Source organism: Streptomyces scabichelini (genome assembly GCF_011045015.1).
Taxonomy (GTDB): Bacteria; Actinomycetota; Actinomycetes; order Streptomycetales; family Streptomycetaceae; genus Streptomyces; species Streptomyces scabichelini.
Window position 1 is genome coordinate 1 of sequence record NZ_JAAKZY010000090.1, and the last position, 19,353, is coordinate 19,353.

Annotated in this window: 20 protein-coding genes; 7 read left to right on the plus strand and 13 right to left on the minus strand. The window is 70.2% G+C overall.

The features are described 5' to 3' along the window. Positions 1 to 460 precede the first annotated feature (460 nt). The 9 genes from G5C60_RS26155 to G5C60_RS26190 form a co-directional block, all read right to left on the minus strand. Positions 461 to 1,318, minus strand: coding sequence for an alpha/beta fold hydrolase (locus G5C60_RS26155; RefSeq protein ID WP_241267078.1), 858 nt, complete (start codon positions 1,316 to 1,318; stop codon positions 461 to 463). A 142-nt stretch (positions 1,319 to 1,460) separates the two neighbouring features. Further along, on the minus strand, positions 1,461 to 2,927 hold the full coding sequence (locus G5C60_RS26160; protein WP_165263371.1) for an FAD-dependent oxidoreductase: 1,467 nt from the start codon (positions 2,925 to 2,927) through the stop codon (positions 1,461 to 1,463). Positions 2,928 to 3,048: 121 nt separating this feature from the next. Continuing rightward, the gene (gene pdxR, locus G5C60_RS26165) at positions 3,049 to 4,632 is read right to left on the minus strand and encodes a MocR-like pyridoxine biosynthesis transcription factor PdxR (RefSeq protein ID WP_165263400.1); all 1,584 of its coding nucleotides are present in this window, start codon (positions 4,630 to 4,632) and stop codon (positions 3,049 to 3,051) included. A 58-nt stretch (positions 4,633 to 4,690) separates the two neighbouring features. Then, positions 4,691 to 5,392, minus strand: coding sequence for a B3/B4 domain-containing protein (locus tag G5C60_RS26170; protein ID WP_165263372.1), 702 nt, complete (start codon positions 5,390 to 5,392; stop codon positions 4,691 to 4,693). 2 nt (positions 5,393 to 5,394) lie between these two features. Continuing rightward, positions 5,395 to 6,000: a LysE family translocator gene (locus G5C60_RS26175; RefSeq protein ID WP_165263373.1), complete on the minus strand. Its 606-nt coding sequence runs from the start codon at positions 5,998 to 6,000 to the stop codon at positions 5,395 to 5,397. A gap of 118 nt (positions 6,001 to 6,118) precedes the next feature. Then, a complete protein-coding gene (locus tag G5C60_RS26180) occupies positions 6,119 to 6,694 on the minus strand; it encodes a sigma-70 family RNA polymerase sigma factor (RefSeq protein ID WP_206440018.1) in 576 nt (191 codons plus the stop codon). A 257-nt stretch (positions 6,695 to 6,951) separates the two neighbouring features. Beyond that, on the minus strand, positions 6,952 to 7,743 hold the full coding sequence (locus tag G5C60_RS26185; protein WP_165263375.1) for a DUF3152 domain-containing protein: 792 nt from the start codon (positions 7,741 to 7,743) through the stop codon (positions 6,952 to 6,954). 201 nt (positions 7,744 to 7,944) lie between these two features. Next, positions 7,945 to 8,067, minus strand: a complete 123-nt coding sequence (locus G5C60_RS53255) for a hypothetical protein (protein WP_277611379.1) — start codon at positions 8,065 to 8,067, stop codon at positions 7,945 to 7,947. Continuing rightward, the gene (locus tag G5C60_RS26190; RefSeq protein ID WP_165263376.1) at positions 8,064 to 8,261 is read right to left on the minus strand and encodes a hypothetical protein; all 198 of its coding nucleotides are present in this window, start codon (positions 8,259 to 8,261) and stop codon (positions 8,064 to 8,066) included. Before G5C60_RS26190 ends, G5C60_RS53255 begins: the two co-directional genes overlap by 4 nt. Before the next feature lie 240 nt (positions 8,262 to 8,501). Between G5C60_RS26190 and G5C60_RS26195 the strand changes: the two genes are divergently transcribed. Beyond that, a complete protein-coding gene (locus G5C60_RS26195; RefSeq protein WP_165263377.1) occupies positions 8,502 to 9,623 on the plus strand; it encodes a catalase family protein in 1,122 nt (373 codons plus the stop codon). A 36-nt stretch (positions 9,624 to 9,659) separates the two neighbouring features. After that, complete coding sequence (locus G5C60_RS26200) at positions 9,660 to 10,424, plus strand: GNAT family N-acetyltransferase (RefSeq protein WP_338145925.1); 765 nt, start codon at positions 9,660 to 9,662, stop codon at positions 10,422 to 10,424. A gap of 16 nt (positions 10,425 to 10,440) precedes the next feature. On the opposite strand, the gene G5C60_RS26205 is transcribed toward G5C60_RS26200, so the two are convergent. After that, a complete protein-coding gene (locus tag G5C60_RS26205) occupies positions 10,441 to 11,490 on the minus strand; it encodes a LysR family transcriptional regulator (RefSeq protein ID WP_165263378.1) in 1,050 nt (349 codons plus the stop codon). Positions 11,491 to 11,663: 173 nt separating this feature from the next. Between G5C60_RS26205 and G5C60_RS26210 the strand changes: the two genes are divergently transcribed. Both G5C60_RS26210 and G5C60_RS26215 read left to right on the plus strand, forming a co-directional pair. After that, positions 11,664 to 12,359 carry a type 1 glutamine amidotransferase domain-containing protein gene (locus G5C60_RS26210; RefSeq protein ID WP_165263379.1) on the plus strand — a complete coding sequence of 232 codons (696 nt, stop codon included), beginning with the start codon at positions 11,664 to 11,666 and terminating at the stop codon, positions 12,357 to 12,359. Between the two features lie 269 nt (positions 12,360 to 12,628). Beyond that, entirely contained in the window at positions 12,629 to 13,525 is an 897-nt protein-coding gene (locus tag G5C60_RS26215) for an NAD(P)-dependent oxidoreductase (RefSeq protein WP_165263402.1), read from the plus strand. A 95-nt stretch (positions 13,526 to 13,620) separates the two neighbouring features. Here the strand turns inward: G5C60_RS26215 and G5C60_RS26220 are convergent, their stop codons facing one another. Genes G5C60_RS26220 through G5C60_RS26230 form a run of 3 tightly spaced genes read right to left on the minus strand, consistent with a single transcriptional unit; the run spans position 13,621 to position 16,127 of the window. Then, positions 13,621 to 14,319 carry an FAD:protein FMN transferase gene (locus tag G5C60_RS26220; protein ID WP_206440017.1) on the minus strand — a complete coding sequence of 233 codons (699 nt, stop codon included), beginning with the start codon at positions 14,317 to 14,319 and terminating at the stop codon, positions 13,621 to 13,623. 22 nt (positions 14,320 to 14,341) lie between these two features. Further along, complete coding sequence (locus G5C60_RS26225) at positions 14,342 to 14,779, minus strand: FMN-binding protein (protein WP_165263381.1); 438 nt, start codon at positions 14,777 to 14,779, stop codon at positions 14,342 to 14,344. Between the two features lie 10 nt (positions 14,780 to 14,789). Further along, the gene (locus tag G5C60_RS26230) at positions 14,790 to 16,127 is read right to left on the minus strand and encodes a ferric reductase-like transmembrane domain-containing protein (protein ID WP_165263382.1); all 1,338 of its coding nucleotides are present in this window, start codon (positions 16,125 to 16,127) and stop codon (positions 14,790 to 14,792) included. Between the two features lie 119 nt (positions 16,128 to 16,246). Here G5C60_RS26230 and G5C60_RS26235 point away from each other — a divergent pair, with 119 nt between their 5' ends. From G5C60_RS26235 to G5C60_RS26245, 3 genes are all read left to right on the plus strand, one after another. Continuing rightward, positions 16,247 to 16,981: a response regulator transcription factor gene (locus tag G5C60_RS26235; protein ID WP_165263383.1), complete on the plus strand. Its 735-nt coding sequence runs from the start codon at positions 16,247 to 16,249 to the stop codon at positions 16,979 to 16,981. After that, positions 16,978 to 18,420: an ATP-binding protein gene (locus G5C60_RS26240; protein WP_165263384.1), complete on the plus strand. Its 1,443-nt coding sequence runs from the start codon at positions 16,978 to 16,980 to the stop codon at positions 18,418 to 18,420. The genes G5C60_RS26235 and G5C60_RS26240 overlap by 4 nt, the downstream gene beginning before the upstream one ends. A 239-nt stretch (positions 18,421 to 18,659) precedes the next feature. Then, entirely contained in the window at positions 18,660 to 19,310 is a 651-nt protein-coding gene (locus tag G5C60_RS26245; protein ID WP_165263385.1) for a GntR family transcriptional regulator, read from the plus strand. Positions 19,311 to 19,353 lie beyond the last annotated feature (43 nt).

A 19,353-nucleotide genomic window follows, 5' to 3' on the forward strand; every position in this document is an offset into this window, starting at 1 on the left:
GGACGTCTCCGCCCCCCGGCGTATGACATCCCGGCTGATTCAGCGCTACTTGCACAACTCACCCTGGCGGCAGGCGACTTGCATGTCCTGCCGACTCTCGAGGTGCGTGGGAACCCGTTCAAACCTCGGGTGCTCCCCGCACCCAAGGCCCCCCTTCGGGCTCCAAGAATTGATCATCCCCACGTCTGGCGCCGGGAACGCCACTGCTGGCTTTCCATAGCGCCGGACTTATCGATCATTGTTTGGTCGGCTCGTATCCGATCAGCTGAAGCACGGTCAATCTAGACCATCGAGGCCCGGTATGTAGAGGGGATGTGTGTAATTTGTGCGCAAGGTTTGAGACTGGTTCCACCGACCGGTGACCGTCTACGAGTGAGGTGCCCGATGCGGGCGGGGCGATCGATCCGGACAACGGGGCGTACGACTTGAGAAGTAGCTGTGGGCGAGGTGGAGTTGGGGGTCAGCGGGCGGTGGCGGTGGCGGTGGCGGCCTGCTGGATGACTCGGCTGACGACGTCGGGGCGCGAGACGGGGACCGCGTGCGAGGCCTTGACCTCGACGGTGTGTGCCTTTGCGCGCTCGGACATGAAGCGCTGGGAGGCCGGCGGGATGTTGAGGTCCTGAGTGGCGATCAGCGACCAGGAAGGAATGGTCTTCCAGGCCGCCTTGGTGGCCTTCTCCTCCAGCGCCGCGGCGGCGATGGGACGCTGCGTCGCGGCCATCAGGGCGGCCTGGCGCCGGGAGACATCGGCGGCGAACTGCTGGCGGAACTTGGCCGAGTTGATATACACGTCATTGCCGCTCGCACCGCCCGGCAGGCTGTAGGGCACCGCTTCGATGGCGTCGCCGAGCGTGCTGCCGGGGAACTTGTTCGACAGCCCCAGGGAGGTCTCGCCCGTATCGGGGAGGAACGCGGCGATGTAGACCAGCGCCTTGACCTTGTCCTCCTGGCCCACGGCCGCGTCACTGATCACCGTGCCGCCGTAGGAGTGGCCCACCAGCACCACCGGTCCGTCGATACGGTCCACGACACTGCGCAGATAGCCGGCGTCACTGGCGGGTCCGCGCAGGGGGTTCGCCGCGGCCACCACCGGATAACCCGACTTCTCCAGCCGCTCGATCACACCGGTCCAACTGGCGGTGTCCGCGAACGCACCGTGTTCCAGCACGATCGTCGGCTTCGCGCTCGACCCTGAACCCGACCCGCCTAACCCGCCCGATCCGCCCGACGCACCCGCCGTACCGGACAACGACACAGCGGCGAAGACACCGGCGACCACGCCGGCCGCCACCACACCGCTCACAGAACGACCGGACATCCGACGAGCCGAAGACACACGAGACATTTGCATACCCTTCGCTGGGAAGAAACCTGATGAGGTACGGGAGTTGGGGGGCAGCCTTGCTGCATGCTGCACGCATGCGCTCGCCCCCCCGAACGTGCATGCGGTACTGGCCGCCTCACTCCCCGTCACGTACGGAGACCAGCAGCCTCCCCGGGTTCGGGCCCGGGTTCCCATCGCGCACGGCGGTGAGCAGTTCAGTCCGGTCGGGGCCCGGCTCGGGATAGCGGGGCGCCTCAGCACCCAGCTGGATGACCCGCTCCACCAGGCCGGTCTCGACGAAGGCCGCGTCGGCGGTGGCGAGCATGGAACCGACATCGCCCCAGGCGCGCAGGATCTCCGGGTCCTTCAGGAAGACGGCCTCCACCGCGGTGCGCAGCGCCCAGGCCGGATCGTACGTGACATAGCGCTCGCCGCGCATCTCGGCGTCGATCTCGGCTGTGCGGTGCCGGGTCCAGGCGGTGTCGTCCGCCCATCCCGGCCCGGACTTCGCGTCGATGCCGCGGTCGACGCGCAGAGCGAGTTCGACGGCGTCGTCCGTACCGACCAGACGCAGCGCGTCACGCAGCAGTACGGCGTGCCGCAGACCGGTCGTCATACCCATGCCGAACTGCGGGTTGGTGGTCATCCGCGCGTCCCCGACGGCCAGGATTCCCGTGACGACGGGCCGTTCGTCGGCGACCAGGCGGCGCAGGGTGTTGTGGGTGCCGCCCATCACGTGTACGTCGGTCAGCGGGATGCCCTCGTTCCAGCGGGCGGCGTGCGGGTAGCGGGCGAGCACGCGGTTCCACACGTCCACGCGGCTCAGCGGGCGGAGCTCCTGGTCGCGGTCGGAGGTGACGAGGGTGGCCGACCAGGTGTCGCCGTCTCCGGGGGCGGTGACGATCGAGATGCTGTTGTGGTGGGTCAGCGGCCAGGTCCGTGGGGCCGGTACTCCCCGCTCGTCGGCGCGGAAGTACCGCGTGTAGTAACGGAATCCGGCGTCCTCGAGGACTACTTCGGGTGCGCCGCCGACCTGCGCGAGGAGGTCGGGCACGTCGGTCCGCCGGCCGGAGGCGTCGACCACGAGGTCGGCCTCGATGCGCGCCCCGGAAGCGGTCACCACTCCTGTGATGTGCGGGCGGCCGGAGATGCGGGCGTCCGCGAGCAGGGACACCACCTTGGTCCCGCCGACGATGCGCACGCCGGGCGTCTCGGCCGCGGTGGCGAACAGGGCGGCCTCCAGGACCGGGCGCCGGGCGGTGAGCGTCTCGAAACGCTCGTCCCCCTCCTGTCGCGGGCCGGCCTCCGGCACCGTCCAGGCGCCGGCCAGCATGCTGTACGGGTAGCCGCCCGCCTCGCGGATACGGTCGACGGCGCCGGGCAGCTCCTTGTCGAGGAGACGGAAACCGGCCGGCATGAGGATGTGTGTGTGCCCGAACTGCTTGACGCCGGGCCGTCGCCAGTCACCGCCGATGGCGGCCTCCACCGTGCGTGCGGCGGTGGGATCCCGGTCGAGCACGGTGGCGCGATGCCCGTCCGCGGCGAGCAGCATCGAGGTGACAAGGCCGACAGGTCCGGCTCCGATGATCAGTACGTGGGCCATGGGAACTCCTTCGTCAGGGAATGCCCCCACCTTTCGCCGGACGACTGCTCACCTTCCAGACCGGTTTCCTGCTCAGTTGCCACGCCACGCGTCGGGCTGGGGCCGCCGAAGTCGGCCCGTGTCAGGCCAGTTCGCGTAGTGCGTCGCCGAGCAGCGCCACCCCTTCGGCGATCGCGCCGGCCGGAGTGGCCGCGTAGCCGAGGACGAGGCCGGGTTCGCCGGGCAGTTGCCGGTGCCACGACAACGGCTGGCACTTCACGCCCCGGGCGAGCGCAGCGGTGGCGAGCTCGGTGTCGCGTACTTCCTGCGTGTAGGTGACGGTCAGGTGCAGGCCGGCCGCCGCGCCGTGCACGACCGCGCCAGGCAGATGCTCCGCGATGGCGTTGATCATCGCGTCGCGGCGCCGCCGGTGACGGCCGCGCAGCAGCCGCAGATGGCGTTCCAGGTCGCCGGAGTCCATCAGGCGGGCCAGCACCAGCTGGGGCAGTACGGCGTTGCCCAGGTCGGTGAAGCGTTTCGCGTCGATCAGGGCGTCACGGTGGCGGCGCGGCGGTATCACCCAGCCGATGCGCAGGGCGGGTGCGAGCAGTTTGGACACGCTGCCCATGTAGCACACCTGGTCGGCGAGCAATGCGCGCAGCGCGGGTACCGGCGGCCGGTCGTAGCGGTGTTCCGCGTCGTAGTCGTCCTCCAGGATCAGTCCGCCGTTCTGTGCCCAGCGCAGCAGTTCGCGGCGGCGCTCGCCGCTCGTCACCACGCCGGTGGGGAATTGGTGGGCGGGCGTGAGCAGCACCGCGCGGGCGCCGGTGGCGTGCAGTGCCTCTACGCGCACACCGCTGTCGTCGAGGGGTACCGGTGGGGTGGCCAGGGCTCCGTTCCGCAGATGCTGGCGGGTGCCGAGCGAGCCCGGGTCTTCCACCGCGACGCTGTCGATGCCGTCGGCCCGCAGCACCGGGTGCAGCAGAGTGAGCGCCTGCGCGGTGCCGGCGACGACCAGCACCTCGTCCGGCTCCGCCCGGATGCCGCGGCTGCGCGCCAGCCAGCCGGCGATGGCGCCGCGCAGCTGCGGGGTGCCGCGCGGATCGCCGTAGCCGAGTTTCTCGGCGGACAGTTCGGTGAGCACGGTTCGTTCTGCTCGCAGCCAGGCCGCGCGGGGGAACGCGGTCAGATCGGGCTGGCCGGGGGTGAAGTCGATGCGGGCACGGGCGGCGCGCAGCGTGTCGAAGATGTCGGTGCCCGGTTCGCCGGCGAACAGCGAGCCGGGCACGGCCCGGTCGGCGGCGAGGGCCGAGGGCCGTGAGGGCCCGGTCCCGGGCCCGGGAGGTGCCATGGGTGACACGGCAGCGGGTACCGCGACCACTACGGTCCCGCCGCGTCGGCGTCCTTCGACGTGGCCGTCCTCGGTCAGCCGCCGGTATGCCTCGGCGACGACGCCGCGCGAGACGCGCAGTTCGGCGGCGAGCGCTCGGGTCGGCGGCAGCCTGCTGCCCACCGCCAGCCGACCGTCGGTCATCGCCCGGCGCAGCTGCCGAGTCAGCCAGTCCGATGTGCCGCGAGCAGGCGCGTCACCGGCGTCGAGCTGCAGGAAGTCCGAGCCGTAGGACGGGGACTTGCCCGACGGCTCGCCGTTCGCCGACGTGGCTTGCGTCGCACGTATGGCAGCCGGTGAGCCCGTTTCCTGTCGCCCCTGGTTCACCAGGCCCATGGTGTCAGGCGCCACTGCGGCCTCTGCTTGCTTGCCTGCCTGCTCGCCTGAAAGGTTCTCAGCGGCCAAAGGCGAACTCTGGTGCGGACGGGGTGAGGATGGCGGCCGTGGGATCGCTCGACCAGTGCGCGACCAACTCTTCCGTGACGGTCTTCAGCAGCTCCGGCACGGCCTTCGCGCCGTCTTCGTGCATGGCCTCCGTCACCACGAGGATTCTGCTGGTGTGCTCGCCGACCGCGGAGTGGCCGCTCTGCCGGTTGGTCCAGCGGCGGGCATGGGCCCGTCCGGCGGAGTCGGCGAAGGTCACCTCGCCGGGTGCCGGGTGTTCGGTGGCGCCGCCGAAGGTCGTGTAGAGCTCGTCACCACGGGCGTGGCGCACCTCCAGCAGAGGGCCGGCGATGCGGTCGGCGTCGAGGACCGCGACCGGTACTGCGTAGGCGACCGAAATGGCGTTGCACAGGTCGATCACCGGATGGATGCGCGGCAGTTCCCCTTGCTTCCTCAACCGTCGCAGCAGCGACTCCGAAGCGCACCGGTACTGCGTGGGTTTGAGCCCCATGCGGGAAAAGGCCCGCCGCCAGGCAAGCACTTCGGGAAACTCGCTCTCGGTGGCACCGGCCAGCCGGGCCGCGGCGTGGGCGGTGTATGCGGCGGCGCGCCGGCCGACATCGGCGTCGGCACCGACGCCGGTGGCGTACAGGGCGCCGGCAGTCAGCTCGGGGTAGTCGGACCAGAGGGCGTGTGTGTGCCGAAAGCGCATGTTCAAGCCACCGCCAGCCGTGCGCTCAGGCCCACGAAGCAGACGGCGAACACCCGGCGGATGCCGGTCATCACCCGCGGCCGGGCCACTATGCGGTGGCGCACGGCGGCGGCACACATGCCGTACGCGGCGAAGACGACGAAGGTGAGCACCATGAAGACGGCGCTGAGGCGGAGCATCACGCCGAGGGAGCCGGCTGTGTCGGCGGGGGCGAACTGCGGGAGGAACGCGACGAAGAACATCGTGAGCTTCGGGTTGAGCAGGTTGACCAGCACCCCGGAAGCGACCACACGGGCCGCCGGCCGTGGCGCGGCTGCTGCCTCGACCACCAAGGCCTCCTTGTCACGCAGCATGGCCCACGCCATGAACAGCAGGTAGCCGACACCCACGTACTTCACCGTCTCGTAGGCGACGGCGCTGGCGTGCAGCAGCGCGGCGAGGCCGGTGATCGTCGCCGCCAGGTGCGGCACGATACCGAGGGTGCAGCCGAGCGCGGCCACCACACTCGCCCGGCGGCCGTGGGACAGCCCGGTGGCGAGTGTGTACACCACACCGGTGCCGGGGGTGACCACCACGACCAGGGTGGTCAGCAGAAACGCGATGCTCAAAGGGGACCTCCGCGAAGTTCGGCGTCCGCTCATCCTGCTGCGGCCATGGTCCGACCGGCAGGGCCAAAGCAGTCACGGCTTGATGGTCCATAAAGAGAGGGGTCAGAAAAGAGAAGGCTCAGGACCGGACGACACCCCGTGTGTGGAGGGTGTCGCGCAGAGCCCGCAGAGCGTAGTGGCTGCGTGATTTGACGGTGCCCGGTGGGATGCCGAGCTGTTCGGCGGCCTGTACGACGCTGTAGCCGCGGTAGTACGTCAGGCTGAGCACCTCCCGCTGGGCAGGGGTGAGCAGGCTGAGCGCGTCCAGCACGATCTGCGTGGTGAGAATGCGCTCGACGGCATCGTCGACCGACAGATCGAGATTCTCGACGGCCTGGGTCTCCGACGGCCGGATGGCCTGAGCGCGGTGGTGATCCATGGCGAGGTTCCGCACGACGGTGAACAGCCAGGGACGGATGGACACCGGGTCCGTACTGGCGGAGGCGAACCGCAGCCACGCGCGAGCGGTGGCTTCCTGCAGCAGGTCCTCCGCCTTGTGCCAGTCGCCGCCCAGTAAGCGAGCCGCATAGCGCATCAGCGGGGTGGCGTGATGGTGGTAGAGGGCACGTACGAATTCCTCGCAGTCATCGGTCCGATCGGTTGACAAGGCGACCGCCGCGCCCACCGGACCCGTACCGCACACCACGACATGCATCACACAGCCCTCCGCCGATCTGGACGGGCTGAGCATGTCGGCTGCCGCTGCTCACTTCCCAGACCGGTTTCCTGCTCAAACGAAGCCCGCTCGGTGAGCGCGTCGTTCGTTGTGCGCCTGGAGGAGACGTCAGTCCAGGTCCGCCGCCGCACGGCGCGCGGCCTCGACGGCCCGCGCGGGATCGGGTGTCGGCACGCCGTCCAGTTCGTACGGCATCACCGTGTCGAGCAGCGGGCCATACGTCCCTGGCCCGCGGCTCAGTCGACCGAAGGCCCCTCGATGTACCGGCCCTCGCGGTCGTAGGGCCATGCGTTGGCCTCGCAGCCGTCGAGGCCCTTGATCTGCTGCATCATCGCGGGAGCGGGCTTCCCCGGGCCCGGGCAGCCTTCGTGCCCGTGACCCAGGCGGTGCCCGACCTCGTGATTGATGATCAGAGCGCGGTACTCCTCGATTGGGCCGTCGAACTGCGGTGAGCCGAGCTGCCACCGCCGGAGGTTGACGACCACCGTCGAGCCCACGGTGCAGTTGACCTGGCCCTGAGTGTCCAGGCCTGCGGCGCCGCAGATGGCGTCGACGGTCGCGGGGGTGGCGATCTTCACCGTGAAGTCCGCTGGTTTCGACGCGACCAGCTGGAAGGCCTCCCCGCTCGCCGTCCATCCGCGTGGATCCCCGAGGATCGCGTTCACCTCGCGTGCGGCCGCCGACAGCGAAAGGTCCAGGGAGTCCTCCACCTGCACCCGGTATCGGCGGGGCGTGCCCTTCCCGACAGACGCGAGGCTGTCACGCGCGGTGGCGAACTCCCCGGATCCGTCGGCCGGGATCGGTGAACCGGCAGGCTCGCTCGGCTCGTCCGGCGCGGGCTGTTCCTCCGACCACGCGGATGTCTCCTCCGGCACGGCAGGACGTCTCGCGTCCACGCTGTCCTTCTGCTGTTCCGGCAGACAGCCGTAGGCCAGTAAGGCGGCGCTCGTCACGGAGGCGAACAGCACGGCCGTCCTGGTGCGACGTATCCGGGCCGCGACGAAATGGTGCGATTTCGTACGTAACATGGTTCTCCGTAAGTTGTTGGGCGGGGTGGCTCCACGCCCTGACTTCTGGTTACGCGGCGTTGCAACGTGGAGAGTGGGTGCCCGGTTCACCCACCCGTCGCAGAGCTGACGCGGAACCAAAAGGCTTGTGTTCTGCCCATGTCTGCCCATGTCCGTGTGTGCGCGGACCGGCCTGATTCGGGAAGGACCTTGGTGGCGCTGTCAGGCCCGCTCGGCCGGCTCAGCACTGCGGTCCACGGCCGGTCCCGACGGCAGCCCGTCCGCGGCCGGTCCCGACGGCAGCGCGGTGCCCCGGAGTTCGTGGAACCACAGCAGGTCGCTCATCCGCTCCAGCGCGGACGTGAGCCGGCGAGCACCGGCGTCGGGACGGCGGTCCGGCCCAGGTGGTGGACGGGGCAGGCGCGTGCTTCGCCCGCCAACGAGGCCCTGAACAGCGAGAGTTCCGCTTGGCACCCGACGTAGGCGCGGTCCCGGCCGACGGCCGGGCTGTCTTCTATGACGCCTTCGCTCCCGCTCATCGATTCCATGACCTTTCTCACCGGCGAGCACTGCGCCCCAGGTTACGGCGTTACCTGTCCATGCCATGACCGGGTACGGCGCGAACGCGACCCCTGTTCATTGAACCCGTACTCCGGACCGGCCGTTGTGCCTACGCGGCCACCTCCTGGCCGTGCGGGCGTAACCCGCGTGTCGGCGCACCACCCCGGCATCCCTGTCCCGCACCACCGCCAAAGACCGGAAGGTGAGCCATGCCAGCCATGTCGTTCGTACCTTTCTCCGCCTATCGGCAGAGCCTGCCCCCCGACTACCACGCCGACGAGAAGCGCCTCGTCGACGACATGGAGGGCTTCATGCGCGGCCGGGTCCGTCACGAGGGCGGCGGCCGTGCGCTGCGCGGTGCGCACGCCGAATCGTTCGGCCTGGTCGCGGGCGAGCTCGAAGTACTCGACGACCTGCCGGAGCCGTACGCTCAGGGGCTGTTCTCCCACCCCTGTACGTACGACGCCGTGGTCCGGTACTCGAACGGAGTCGCGCACATCCGGGCGGACCGGCATCTCGGTCCCATCCTGGGCATGGGCATCAAGCTCTTCGGCGTACCGGGGCGGTCCCTGCTGGACGGCGAGAACAGCGGAACGTTCGACATTCCGATGGTCAATACCCCGGTGTTCTTCTCGAACACGGCGCACGACTACCTCACGACCCAGCGACTGCTGGAGGGTCTCCCGGACTCGCTGGCCACCACGGCGTCGCGCAATGACGTCCTGCGGAACCTGCTCACCAGCGGCGGAACGGCCGAACCGGACGACTGGCGATGGGACGAACTGCTCGCCTTCGTATCCCTTCTGGGCATCGAGAGGCAGCACCTCTTCCTGTACCGCTACTACAACATCGGCGCCGTCCGCTTCGGGCGCTACATCGCCCGGCTCCGCATCGCTCCCACGACGGACACGACCGGATCCCTGGTGCATCGCCGCGTCGACACGGACGCCGAGGACGAGCCGTTCCGCAGGACGCTCGTGGCCGAGACCGCCGAGCGTCCCCACACCTTCACGCTGGAGGCCCAGCTGTGCGCGGACCTGTCGACGACGCCGGTGGACAACAGCTCCGTGGCCTGGCCGGAGGAAATCTCCCCTTTCCGCGCGGTCGCATGGCTGCGCGTTCCGGCCCAGGACATCTCGGACGAGCGCAACATCGAGGCCGCTGACGCGACCGCGATCAACCCCTGGCGTACGAGGCCGGAACACGAGCCGCTCGGCGAACTGAACCGCCTCCGCAGGGAGGTCTACCGTCGCTCGGCCGAACTGCGGCGCCGTATCAACAAGCAGCCGCGGCGCGAGCCCCTCTCATCCGCCGACGCGCTGAAGGCCGCAAGGCGCTGAAGACGGCGTCTCCATTTCAACAAGGGAGCGAACGACGTGACGGACAATTTGACGGACACAGCGCCCCAGTTGGCCAACTGCCGTGCTTATGGGCTTGGTTGGGGAGCAGAGGAGCGTCAGGACGAGGATCTCACCTACTACCGCAGCGGGTTGGCGCATCCGAATCTCAACGGGGTGCTGTGCCTGCGGAGTACGAAACAGGCGGCGCTCGCTGTCGAATGCGTCACCGGGCGCCTGGCCGGGGTCCCGTGGATGTGGTGGGTGGGGCCCGACAGCGCGCCCGGCGTCACGGACGTACTCGCCGAGCAGGGGCTGGCGAAGGTCGGCGAGATACCGGTCATGGCCATCGTGCTGGACCGGCTCGCCGACCTGGACGGGCCCGCCGGGCTGAAGATCGAGACGGTCGAGGGCGCCGAAGCGCTCGCCGAATGGGTGCACGCCTACAGTCCTTCCTTCGGCGTCGACCCGCACCTTTGGGACGACTCGCTGCGCATCGAGGCCGGACGGCCGGACGCCGCCCGCATCGTCCGGCTTGCCGGACGGCTCGACGGGGAGGTGGTGGGGACCGCCCTCATGCTCGCAGCGCACGGAGTGGCGGGTATCTACGTGGTCACGACCGCCGATGCCCACCGCCGCCAGGGCATCGGCGCGGCTCTGACCTCGGCGGCCCTGCGCGCGGGCCAGGAACGCGGACTGCGGGTCGGCACGCTCCAGGCGAGCGAAGCGGGGGAGCCGGTCTACCGGCGCATGGGATTCCAAACGGTGGCGAAGTACCAGCTGTTCCAGCTGCCGACACGCTGACGGCGCAGCGGCTCTGTCACCAGTCGCGGGCGGCGTGCTGGAGGGTGTTGCGGACGCGGACGACGTCGGGGTTGGTCTCGGCGCCGGGACGCTGGACGAGGAACAGGGTGTTCAGGGGCGGTTCCCCGGGTTCGTGGAGGACGGTGAGGCGCCCGGAGTCCAGGTGGTCCTGGCACAGCGAGCGGGGCAGCACGCTGAAGCCGGCGCCGGCGTTGACCGCTGACAGGACCGCGTACAGATTGGGCACGGTGACCGCGGCACGGGAAGTGAGCTGCTTGCCGAGGACCGTGCGCCAGTAGCGCCGCACGATGGGCAGGTCCTCGGCGTAGGTGACCAGAGGGATGCCGCGCAGGGCGGCGCACAGGTCGTCGGCCTGGACGTCTCCTCCGATGCGCCGGGCCCAGGCGGGGGCGGCGACCAGTACGTACTCCTCGTCGGTGAGCGGCACCGAGTCCAGGGTGCGGCCGCGCGGCCGCCGGGTGGTGATCACCAGGTCGTGGCGGCCCGCCCGCATCTCGTCCAGCAGCGGCTCGGGCAGCCCCTGGGTGACGCGCAGCTCGACGCCTTCGGCGACGAGCGGGACCAGGGCGGGCAGCACGCGTACGCACAGCAGTTCCGAGGGGCCGGCGAGGTGCACGGGCGCGGTGTGCCCGGCCGACGGGCCGCCGCCTTCGAGAGCGGCGAGCGCGTCGAGCGGGCCCGCGATCTGGGCTGCGAGTTCGTGGGCGAGGTGAGTGGGTTCCACACCGCGCGGCAGCCGCGTGAACAGCTCGCGGCCGGTCTGCTGCTCCAGGGCGCGGATCTGAGCGGTCACCGTCGGCTGGGAGAGTCCGAGGGTCGGCGCGGCGGCGGTGAAGGTACCGGTGCGGTAGACGGCCAGGAACGTCCGCAACAGGTTCAGGTCGGCGTGTGCCGGGAGCTGCCTGCCGGCGCGGGTCGCGATCTCGTCGGCGTCGGCCGCGGTCGCGCCGGTGCTGGGCGCGAATTCGCCGGCGTCGGGCGCAGTTTGGACTGTGTCAACGGTGTCGGGCGCGGTCTCGACGGTGTCGGGCGTCCGGTTCTTCATGACAGTCATCGTAGTCAGCCGTCTCATCGGAGTTCCGATAGCTGGAATCGGCATGCCTATTGGTATTCCGATGAGGTCCGGGCCTAACGTCATGGATGTCGTCAGGACGCCGCCCGGTGGTGGCGCCCAGCGTGAGCGGCGACCATTCAGCCAGGACTACCCAGGGAGCACACATGGCGAAGATCCTTTTCGTAATGACCGGAGCCGACCGGTGGACGCTGGCCGACGGCACCACACACCCCACCGGTTTCTGGGCCGAGGAGGCCGTCGTCCCCTTTGAGGCGTTCAAGGCCGCGGGACACGAGATCACCGTGGCCACCCCCGGCGGTGTCGTCCCGCCGGTCGATCCGGGCAGCCTGAGCCCGGAGGCCAACGGCGGCGCGGAGAACGCCGCGGCGGTCCGGGCCGTGGTGGAGCGTGCCGCCGAGTTCCGCGGTCCGGTCGCGGTGGCCGACGTACGGCTCGACGACTTCGACGCGGTGTACGTCCCCGGCGGGCACGGCCCGATGGAGGACCTGGCGGTCGACACCGACTCCGGGCGGATCCTGACCCGGGCGGTGGAGTCCGGTCTGCCGGTCGGTGTGGTGTGCCACGGCCCGGCCGCCCTGCTGGCCGCGGTGAAGGCGGACGGGAGCAACGCCTACGCCGGTTACCGCATCACGGCCTTCACCAACACCGAGGAGCGGCTGGCCGGCAGGGCCGACAACGCCAAGTGGCTGTTGCAGGACCGGTTGGTCGAGGCGGGCCTGAAGGTCGAGGCCGGCGAGCCCTGGGCGCCGCACGTCGAGGTCGACCGCAACGTGGTCACGGGCCAGAACCCGGCGTCCTCCGGCCCGCTCGCGGCCGAGCTTCTCAAGAAGCTCGGCTGACACCTTCCGCTTCGGCCTCAGCCTCAGCCAAGGATTTCTCCCGTGACTTCCCTGAGGGCGGCGGCCCCGAGCTGAAGGACGGCAGGCCGGAGGAGCGGTTGGATGTGCTGCATGCCTGGCTGGTGGAGGACCTGTCCGGCGGCAGGGTTCGTATCCTGACCCACTCCGCGCCGCCTCCGGAGAGACCGCCTCCGGACAGGCTGGCGCCTGACAGTCACCGGACTCACCCACCCCTCCCAATGCACCGCATGGATCAGGAAGTTGACGTCATGACCGACAAGCTCACTGTGAGCGTCCTGGGCACCGGCATCATGGGCGCCGCGATGGCCCGCAACCTCGCCAAGGCCGGGCACACCGTCCGCGCCTGGAACCGCACCCGCGCCAAGGCCGAGCCCCTCGCAGCCGACGGAGCGCACATAGCCGACACTCCGGCCGAGGCTGTGACCGGCGCCGACGTCGTCCTGACCATGCTGTACGACGGCCCGGCCGCTCTGGAGGTCATGCGCGACGCCGTACCCGCACTGCGCCCCGGCACGCCCTGGGTGCAGTCCACGACGGCGGGCATCGAGGCCATCGGTGAACTCGCCTACTTCGCCCGCGAACATGAGCTGGTCTTCTACGACGCGCCGGTGCTCGGCACCCGCCAGCCCGCCGAGGCCGGACAACTGCTGGTCCTCGCCGCCGGTCCCACCGAGGGCCGGGACAAGGTGGCGCCGGTCTTCGATGCGGTCGGCGCCCGCACGGTGTGGACCGGCGAGGACGGCGCGGCCGGCAGCGCCTCCCGGCTGAAGCTGGTGGCGAACAGCTGGGTCATCGCGGCCACCGCGGCGGCCGGCGAGGTCCTCGCCCTGTCCAAGGCGCTGGACGTGGACCCGCAGAAGTTCTTCGACGCCATCGCCGGCGGCCCGCTCGACATGGGCTACCTGCGCACCAAGTCCGCACTCGTCCTGGACGACCGGCTCTCCCCGCCCCAGTTCGCGGTGACGACCGCCGCCAAGGACGCCCGCCTGATCGTCGAGGCCGGCGAGAAGCACGGCGTACGCCTCGACGTGGCCGCCGCGAGCGCCGACCGCCTGCGCCGCGCCGCCGCCCAGGGCCACGGCGACGAGGACATGGTCGCGGCGTATTTCGCCAGCTTCGACTCCGACGAGAACCCGTCCGCCTGAACCCCTCCGCCTGAACACCGCAAGGTCCGCCTGAACACCGCAGGGCCCTCCTGCCCATGGGCGCCCTGGTTCTCGACCGCCCCGGCACCCCGACATCACGCCGCGACCGGAAACCCCGGCGTGCGGAAGACCCTTCGCTCGGCGTCCACGGCGAACACCTCGCAGTCGTCGCGCGCCGCGGCCCAGTCGATGCCCTCCGGGCCCATGGCGAACGCCGCCGTGGCCGTGGCGTCCGCCACGGTGAGGGACCGGGACACGACGGTCACGCTGAGGAGGCCGGTCGAGGGGCGGCCGGTGCGGCCGTCGATGATGTGGTCGCCCCGTTCGTACCGCGCGGAGGTCGCCACGGCGCCGTCGGTGAGGTCGAGGACCGTGCACAGACGGTCGGACTGCTCGGGGTGGCGTACGCCCACCCGCCAGGGACCGTCGGTGGCGACCACGTCGCCGCCGGCATTCAGGCAGAACCTCGCCGAACCCGCCGCCGTCAGCAGATCCGCCGCCCGCTGCACGGCCCAGCCCTTCACCATGGCGCAGGGGTCGAGGCCGCGACCGGGCAGCCGTACGTCGAACGCGCCCCCGGTCGCGACCCGGTACTGCTCGCACAGGTCGAGGATCTCCGCCAGCTCCGGGCTCAGCTCGTCGGCGCGCAGCTCACCCCGGTCGAGGCGGGACACCTCGCTGTCGGGCTTGAAGGGGCTGAACCGTTCGTCGACCTCGCGCAGCCAGTCGAAGGCCCGGTCCGCGGCCTCGGCGGCGTCCCCGTCGTCCATCCGCACCGAGATCGGGAACCCCATGATGTGCTCGACCCGGCGCACTTCAGGAGCCGTTCGCGTCGATCGCGGCCTGGAGGGACTCGACGTAGCCCTTGCTGGTGATCGTGGCGCCGGACACCGTGTCGATGTCTGCGCTCTGCGCCGTGAGCGTCTCCTCGATCAGCTTCGGCACGGCGGCCTCGGTCTGCGGGTGGTTCGGCTGCTGCAGCATCCGTACGGAGCTGATCTTGTCGCCGTCGAAGGTCACCTCCACCTGCACGGTGCCCTTCTCGGTGTTGATCGTGGAGCCCGCGACCACCTTGGTCGAGGTGCCCGAGCCCGATGAGCCCGACGACGAGGACGCCGACGGGTTCGAGGACGGCGTCGACGCCGGCGCGGCGACCTCGGTGCTCGACGACGACGTGTCGGTCGACGGTGCGTAGCGCCAGACCGGGATCAGGGCCGCGGCGCTCAGGACCAGTACAGGCAGTGCTCGCTTCATGGTGTCCCCCTCATCCGGCCAGGCTGAAGCGTTCGAAATGGATCTGCTGCTTGGGCACGTCCAGATCGCGCAGGGTGCGCAGGACGGCGCCGGTCATGCCGGGCGGGCCGCAGACGTACACGTCCCGGTCGGCCACATCAGGCACGAGCCGGGCGAGCTCGGCAGGCGCCAGCTTGTCCGGCGTGGCCGGGCCGGTGACCAGATGCAGCTCGGCGCCCTTGGCGTGGGCCAGTTCGCGCAGCTCGTCGTAGAGCACCGCGTCCTGGTCCGTGGCCACCCGGTAGATGACGGCGGCGTGACCGTGCAGGTCCTCCAGCAGGGCCCGGATCGGGGTGACCCCGACACCGCCCGCGATGAGCAGGGCGTCAGGCCGGGTCCGGTGCATCGTGGTGAAGGCGCCGTACGGGCCCTCGGCGAACACCCGCGTGCCGACCTTCAGATGCCGCAGCATGGCGGTGCCGTCACCGGCCGTCTTCGCGGTCAGCCGCAGGGAGCGGCCGTCCGGGGCGGCGGACAGCGAGAAGGGGTTGGCCTGCCACCAGCGGCCCTTCGTCAGGAAGCGCCACAGGAAGAACTGGCCGGCCCGCGCGGGCAGCCGGTCCAGGTCACGGCCGGTGATGTAGACCGACACGACGTGGTCGGACTCGAGGACGACGGCCGAGACGCGCAGCTGGTGCCGCAGATTGCGCCACAGCGGCAGTACGAGCCGGCCCACGAACACCGAGCCGAGCGCCACGCCCCACATCGCGTACCAGTACGTCTTGGCCGTCGAGTTCGTCGTGAAGGTCGTGCCCACCGCGACCTGGTGCGTGAACGCCAGCACCACCGCGACGTACGTGTACAGGTGGATGAAATGCCAGGTCTCATAGGCGAGCCGGCGCCGGGCCCAGCGTGCCGAGACCGCGCCGATCACCATGATCAGCACCAGGGCGACGATCGCGCGCAGCACACCCTCGACGGTCTCGGCGAGGTCCACGAGCTGGCTCACCGGGTCCATCGACGAGGACTGGGCATAGCCGAAGGTGATGAACACGCCGTGCCCCAGCAGCGACCACAGCAGGCCGAAACCGACCCAGCGGTGCCAGGAGGTCAGCCGGTCCATGCCGATCCGGTGGTCGAGCCACGGCAGCCGGGCGACCAGCAGGAGCTGGAAGGCCATGAGGAGGGCGGCGTACAGGCCGGTCAAGCGCCCCATCAGGATGAGGGCGTTCGAGTTGAGCCCGGACTGGAAGAAGAAGGCGGTCACCACCGCGACGTTCGCGGCCAACAGGGTGTACAGGCCGGTGCGGGCCACCACCTTGGGGCGTATCGCCGGTGTGGGGGGTCTGACGCGTTGGACAGTCGTCACGGGACGGCAACTCCTCGATCAAGGATCCGGGGATACCGAGCCTGCCTGGTGGGAGCTGTCGTTTTGCTGTCTGTCAACTTTCAAGTTTTTATCGATGTGAGTCCGGAGGGCAGACGGCTATGGGCGCAAGGAGCCACGTGAAGCACTATGAGCGGGTGGAAAAAGTACGCCTTCTCGTGGTGGACGACGATCCGCCCATCGCCGACCTCGTCGCCACCGTCGCCCGCTACGAGGGCTGGGACGCGGTCACCGCGTACTCCGGCGAGGAGGCGCTGCGCCAGGCCGCCGAGTTCCATCCCGACATCGTGGTGCTCGACCTGATGCTCCCGGACCTGGACGGCTTCGGTGTGCTCGACCGGCTCCGGCTGTCCGGGACGATGGTGCCCGTCGTGTTCCTCACCGCCCGCGACGGCGTCGCGGACCGGATCGCGGGCCTCACCCGGGGAGGCGACGACTACCTGGTCAAGCCGTTCGCGGTGGAGGAACTCATGGCCCGGCTGCGTACCGTGCTGCGCCGCAGCGCGGGCCCCGGCTTCCAGCGGTCCGTGCTCCACGTCGCCGACCTGACGATGGACGAGGACACCCGCGAGGTGCGACGCGGCGAGAAGCTGCTCACGCTCACCCCCACCGAGTACGAGGTGCTCCGCTACCTGATGCGCAAGTCGCCGACCGTGCTGACCAAGGCGCAGATACTCGACCACGTCTGGGAGTACGGCTTCGGAGGCCGCTCCAATGTGGTGGAGCTGGTCGTCAGCCGCCTGCGCCGCAAGCTCGACGAACTCGACGACGGCAGGGCGCCGTTGATCCACACCGTGCGGGGCGTCGGGTACGTGGTGCGGCAGGTCGCCGAGTGATCGCCCGGCTGCGGCGGACGTATCGCAGAATGCGCCTGGGCACCCGGCTCGCGCTGGGCCTGGGGGTGCTGTCCCTGATGGTGTTCGCTGTCGTCGGTACGGCGCTGACGACGTACATGCGGGACTATCTGTCGGCGCAACTCGACGAACAGCTGGCGCAGGGACAGATCGCCCAGTCCAAGAGCATCGAGGAATACGGCACGCTCTCGGGAAAGAAGTACTACAGCTGGTTCTACGCCGTGTACGACGTGTCGGACGGCACGCCCGTGCTCCGCAAGCCCGAGGACCCCGCCGACCTGCCGGAGGACGTCGACAGCTTCACCGCCGTGGCCCGGGCGCAGACGGGAGCGGACACCGAGGTTCTGCGCACCGACGATCTCAAGGGCAAAGGCACCTACCGGCTGCGCGCGTGCGAGGTCGAGCCCGGCGTCATCCTGGTCAGCGCCGCGCCCATGGACGGCATCGACGACACGGTGGGCCGGCTGATCATGATCCAGGCCGTCACCTTCGGGCTGGCGCTCCTCGCCCTCGTCGTGTTCGGCCGGGGGATGCTGCGGCGCGGTCTGAAGCCACTGAGCGACATGGCGCACACCGCCCGCGGCATCACCTCGCACGACCTGACGGACTCGGCACGGCTGTCGGTGCGCCACGACGGGCGCAGCGGCGGCCCGGAAGTCGAGGAGCTGCGTACCGCCTTCAACACCATGCTGGAACACATCGACGACTCGCTCGCCGTCCGCACGGAGGCCGAACAGCGGCTGCGCCGCTTCGTCGCCGACGCCTCGCACGAGCTGCGTACGCCCCTGATGTCGGTACGCGGCTACGCCGACCTGTTTCAGTACGCGGCGGCCAACACCCCCGAGGAGCGGGACAAGCACCTGGCCAGGCTGCGTGCCGAGGCTGCCCGGATGGGCATCCTGCTGGACGACCTGCTGCTGCTCGCCCGCCTGGACGCCGCCGACGTGGAGGCACCGCTGCGGCTGGAGGACGTGGACCTGGTGGAGCTGGTGCACCAGGCGGCCGACGCCTTCCGGGCGGGCCGGAGCGATCACCCGCTGACGGTGACGGCTCCTCCGGACCCGGTACGCCTGCGCCTCGACCCCCTGCGCCTGAGGCAGGTTCTGGACAACCTGCTCTCCAACGCCGCCGTGCACACCCCGGCCGGTACGAAGGTGTCTGTGGAGGTGTGCATCGAGTCCGGCATGGCGCTGGTCCAGGTCACCGACACCGGCCCCGGCATTCCGGCCGCCGACCAGCACCGCGTCTTCGACCGCTTCTACCGCGTCGACAAGGCCCGCAGCCGTGACCGAGGCGGCAGTGGCCTGGGCCTGGCGGTCGCGCGCTCACTGGCGCGGGCGCACGGCGGCACCATCGAGCTGACCAGCCGGCCGGGCTCGACGGCCTTCACGATCACGCTGCCGCTCGGCGGTACGGCCTGAGCCCCGGCGCCCGCTGGGGGTGCGATTCGAAGCTGCGGGTTCGTCGTGGCTGGTCGCTCCCCCACTCTCGGCTTCGCTCGAGCGGGGGGACCCCCATCGCGGCGGAGCCGCAAATTGATACAGCCCCGCGCCCCTTAAGGGGCGCGTTACCGTGCGCCCGGCGGTATGGTGAACGAAATCGTTGACAATCTTGTTCGCCTACATTTACGGTCGACAGGCACTCACTCAGGGAGAGCGCGATGGCGGACGAGGCCAGGCCGGGCACCGGAGAGCAAGCCAAGCAGCACGCGCTGGCGCAGCTGCGGCAGGCGATCTTGCGCGGCGAGATGTCACCGGCCCAGCGGCTGGTGGAGAACGAACTCGCCGAGCAGTTCGATGTGACACGGGCCAGCGTGCGCGCGGCACTGATCGATCTGGCGGGCGAGGGACTGGTCGAACGGATCCCCAACCGCGGCTCACGGGTGCGGGTGGTGACGGTCGAGGAAGCGGTGGCCATCACCGAGTGCCGCATGGTCCTCGAAGGGCTGTGCGCGGCCAAGGCGGCCGTCGAGGCCAGTGACGAGCAGCTGACCGAGCTGTCCGACATCGGTGCGGCGATGAGCAAGGCCGTCGCCGACGGCGAGCCGATGACCTACTCCGACCTCAACCAGGAACTGCACGCCAAGATCCGCCAGTTCTCGGGCCAGCAGGTGGCCGTGGAGCTGCTGGAGCGGCTCAACGCGCAACTGGTGCGCCATCGTTTCCAGCTCGCGCTGCGACCCGGACGGCCCCAGCAGTCCGTGCACGAACACCTGGCCATGATCGAGGCGATCAGGGCCAGGGACCCGCAGGCGGCCGAGGCGGCCGCCCGCGCCCACCTCGCGAGCGTGATCGACGCGTTGCGCGAATGACGCCGCGGGGGTGGGTCAAGTGGCCTGTCCAGCAAGGAGATTC

Bases quoted from the DNA above. Each gene is read 5' to 3' on its own strand.
- G5C60_RS26155 (WP_241267078.1), bottom strand. From the start codon at position 1,318: ATGTCCGGTCGTTCTGTGAGCGGTGTGGTGGCGGCCGGCGTGGTCGCC.
- G5C60_RS26160 (WP_165263371.1), bottom strand. From the start codon at position 2,927: ATGGCCCACGTACTGATCATCGGAGCCGGACCTGTCGGCCTTGTCACC.
- pdxR (WP_165263400.1), bottom strand. From the start codon at position 4,632: ATGGGCCTGGTGAACCAGGGGCGACAGGAAACGGGCTCACCGGCTGCC.
- G5C60_RS26170 (WP_165263372.1), bottom strand. From the start codon at position 5,392: ATGCGCTTTCGGCACACACACGCCCTCTGGTCCGACTACCCCGAGCTG.
- G5C60_RS26180 (WP_206440018.1), bottom strand. From the start codon at position 6,694: ATGCATGTCGTGGTGTGCGGTACGGGTCCGGTGGGCGCGGCGGTCGCC.
- G5C60_RS26185 (WP_165263375.1), bottom strand. From the start codon at position 7,743: ATGTTACGTACGAAATCGCACCATTTCGTCGCGGCCCGGATACGTCGC.
- G5C60_RS53255 (WP_277611379.1), bottom strand. From the start codon at position 8,067: ATGAGCGACCTGCTGTGGTTCCACGAACTCCGGGGCACCGCGCTGCCG.
- G5C60_RS26190 (WP_165263376.1), bottom strand. From the start codon at position 8,261: ATGAGCGGGAGCGAAGGCGTCATAGAAGACAGCCCGGCCGTCGGCCGG.
- G5C60_RS26195 (WP_165263377.1), top strand. From the start codon at position 8,502: ATGTCGTTCGTACCTTTCTCCGCCTATCGGCAGAGCCTGCCCCCCGAC.
- G5C60_RS26205 (WP_165263378.1), bottom strand. From the start codon at position 11,490: ATGAAGAACCGGACGCCCGACACCGTCGAGACCGCGCCCGACACCGTT.
- G5C60_RS26210 (WP_165263379.1), top strand. From the start codon at position 11,664: ATGGCGAAGATCCTTTTCGTAATGACCGGAGCCGACCGGTGGACGCTG.
- G5C60_RS26215 (WP_165263402.1), top strand. From the start codon at position 12,629: ATGACCGACAAGCTCACTGTGAGCGTCCTGGGCACCGGCATCATGGGC.
- G5C60_RS26220 (WP_206440017.1), bottom strand. From the start codon at position 14,319: ATGGGGTTCCCGATCTCGGTGCGGATGGACGACGGGGACGCCGCCGAG.
- G5C60_RS26225 (WP_165263381.1), bottom strand. From the start codon at position 14,779: ATGAAGCGAGCACTGCCTGTACTGGTCCTGAGCGCCGCGGCCCTGATC.
- G5C60_RS26235 (WP_165263383.1), top strand. From the start codon at position 16,247: ATGGGCGCAAGGAGCCACGTGAAGCACTATGAGCGGGTGGAAAAAGTA.
- G5C60_RS26245 (WP_165263385.1), top strand. From the start codon at position 18,660: ATGGCGGACGAGGCCAGGCCGGGCACCGGAGAGCAAGCCAAGCAGCAC.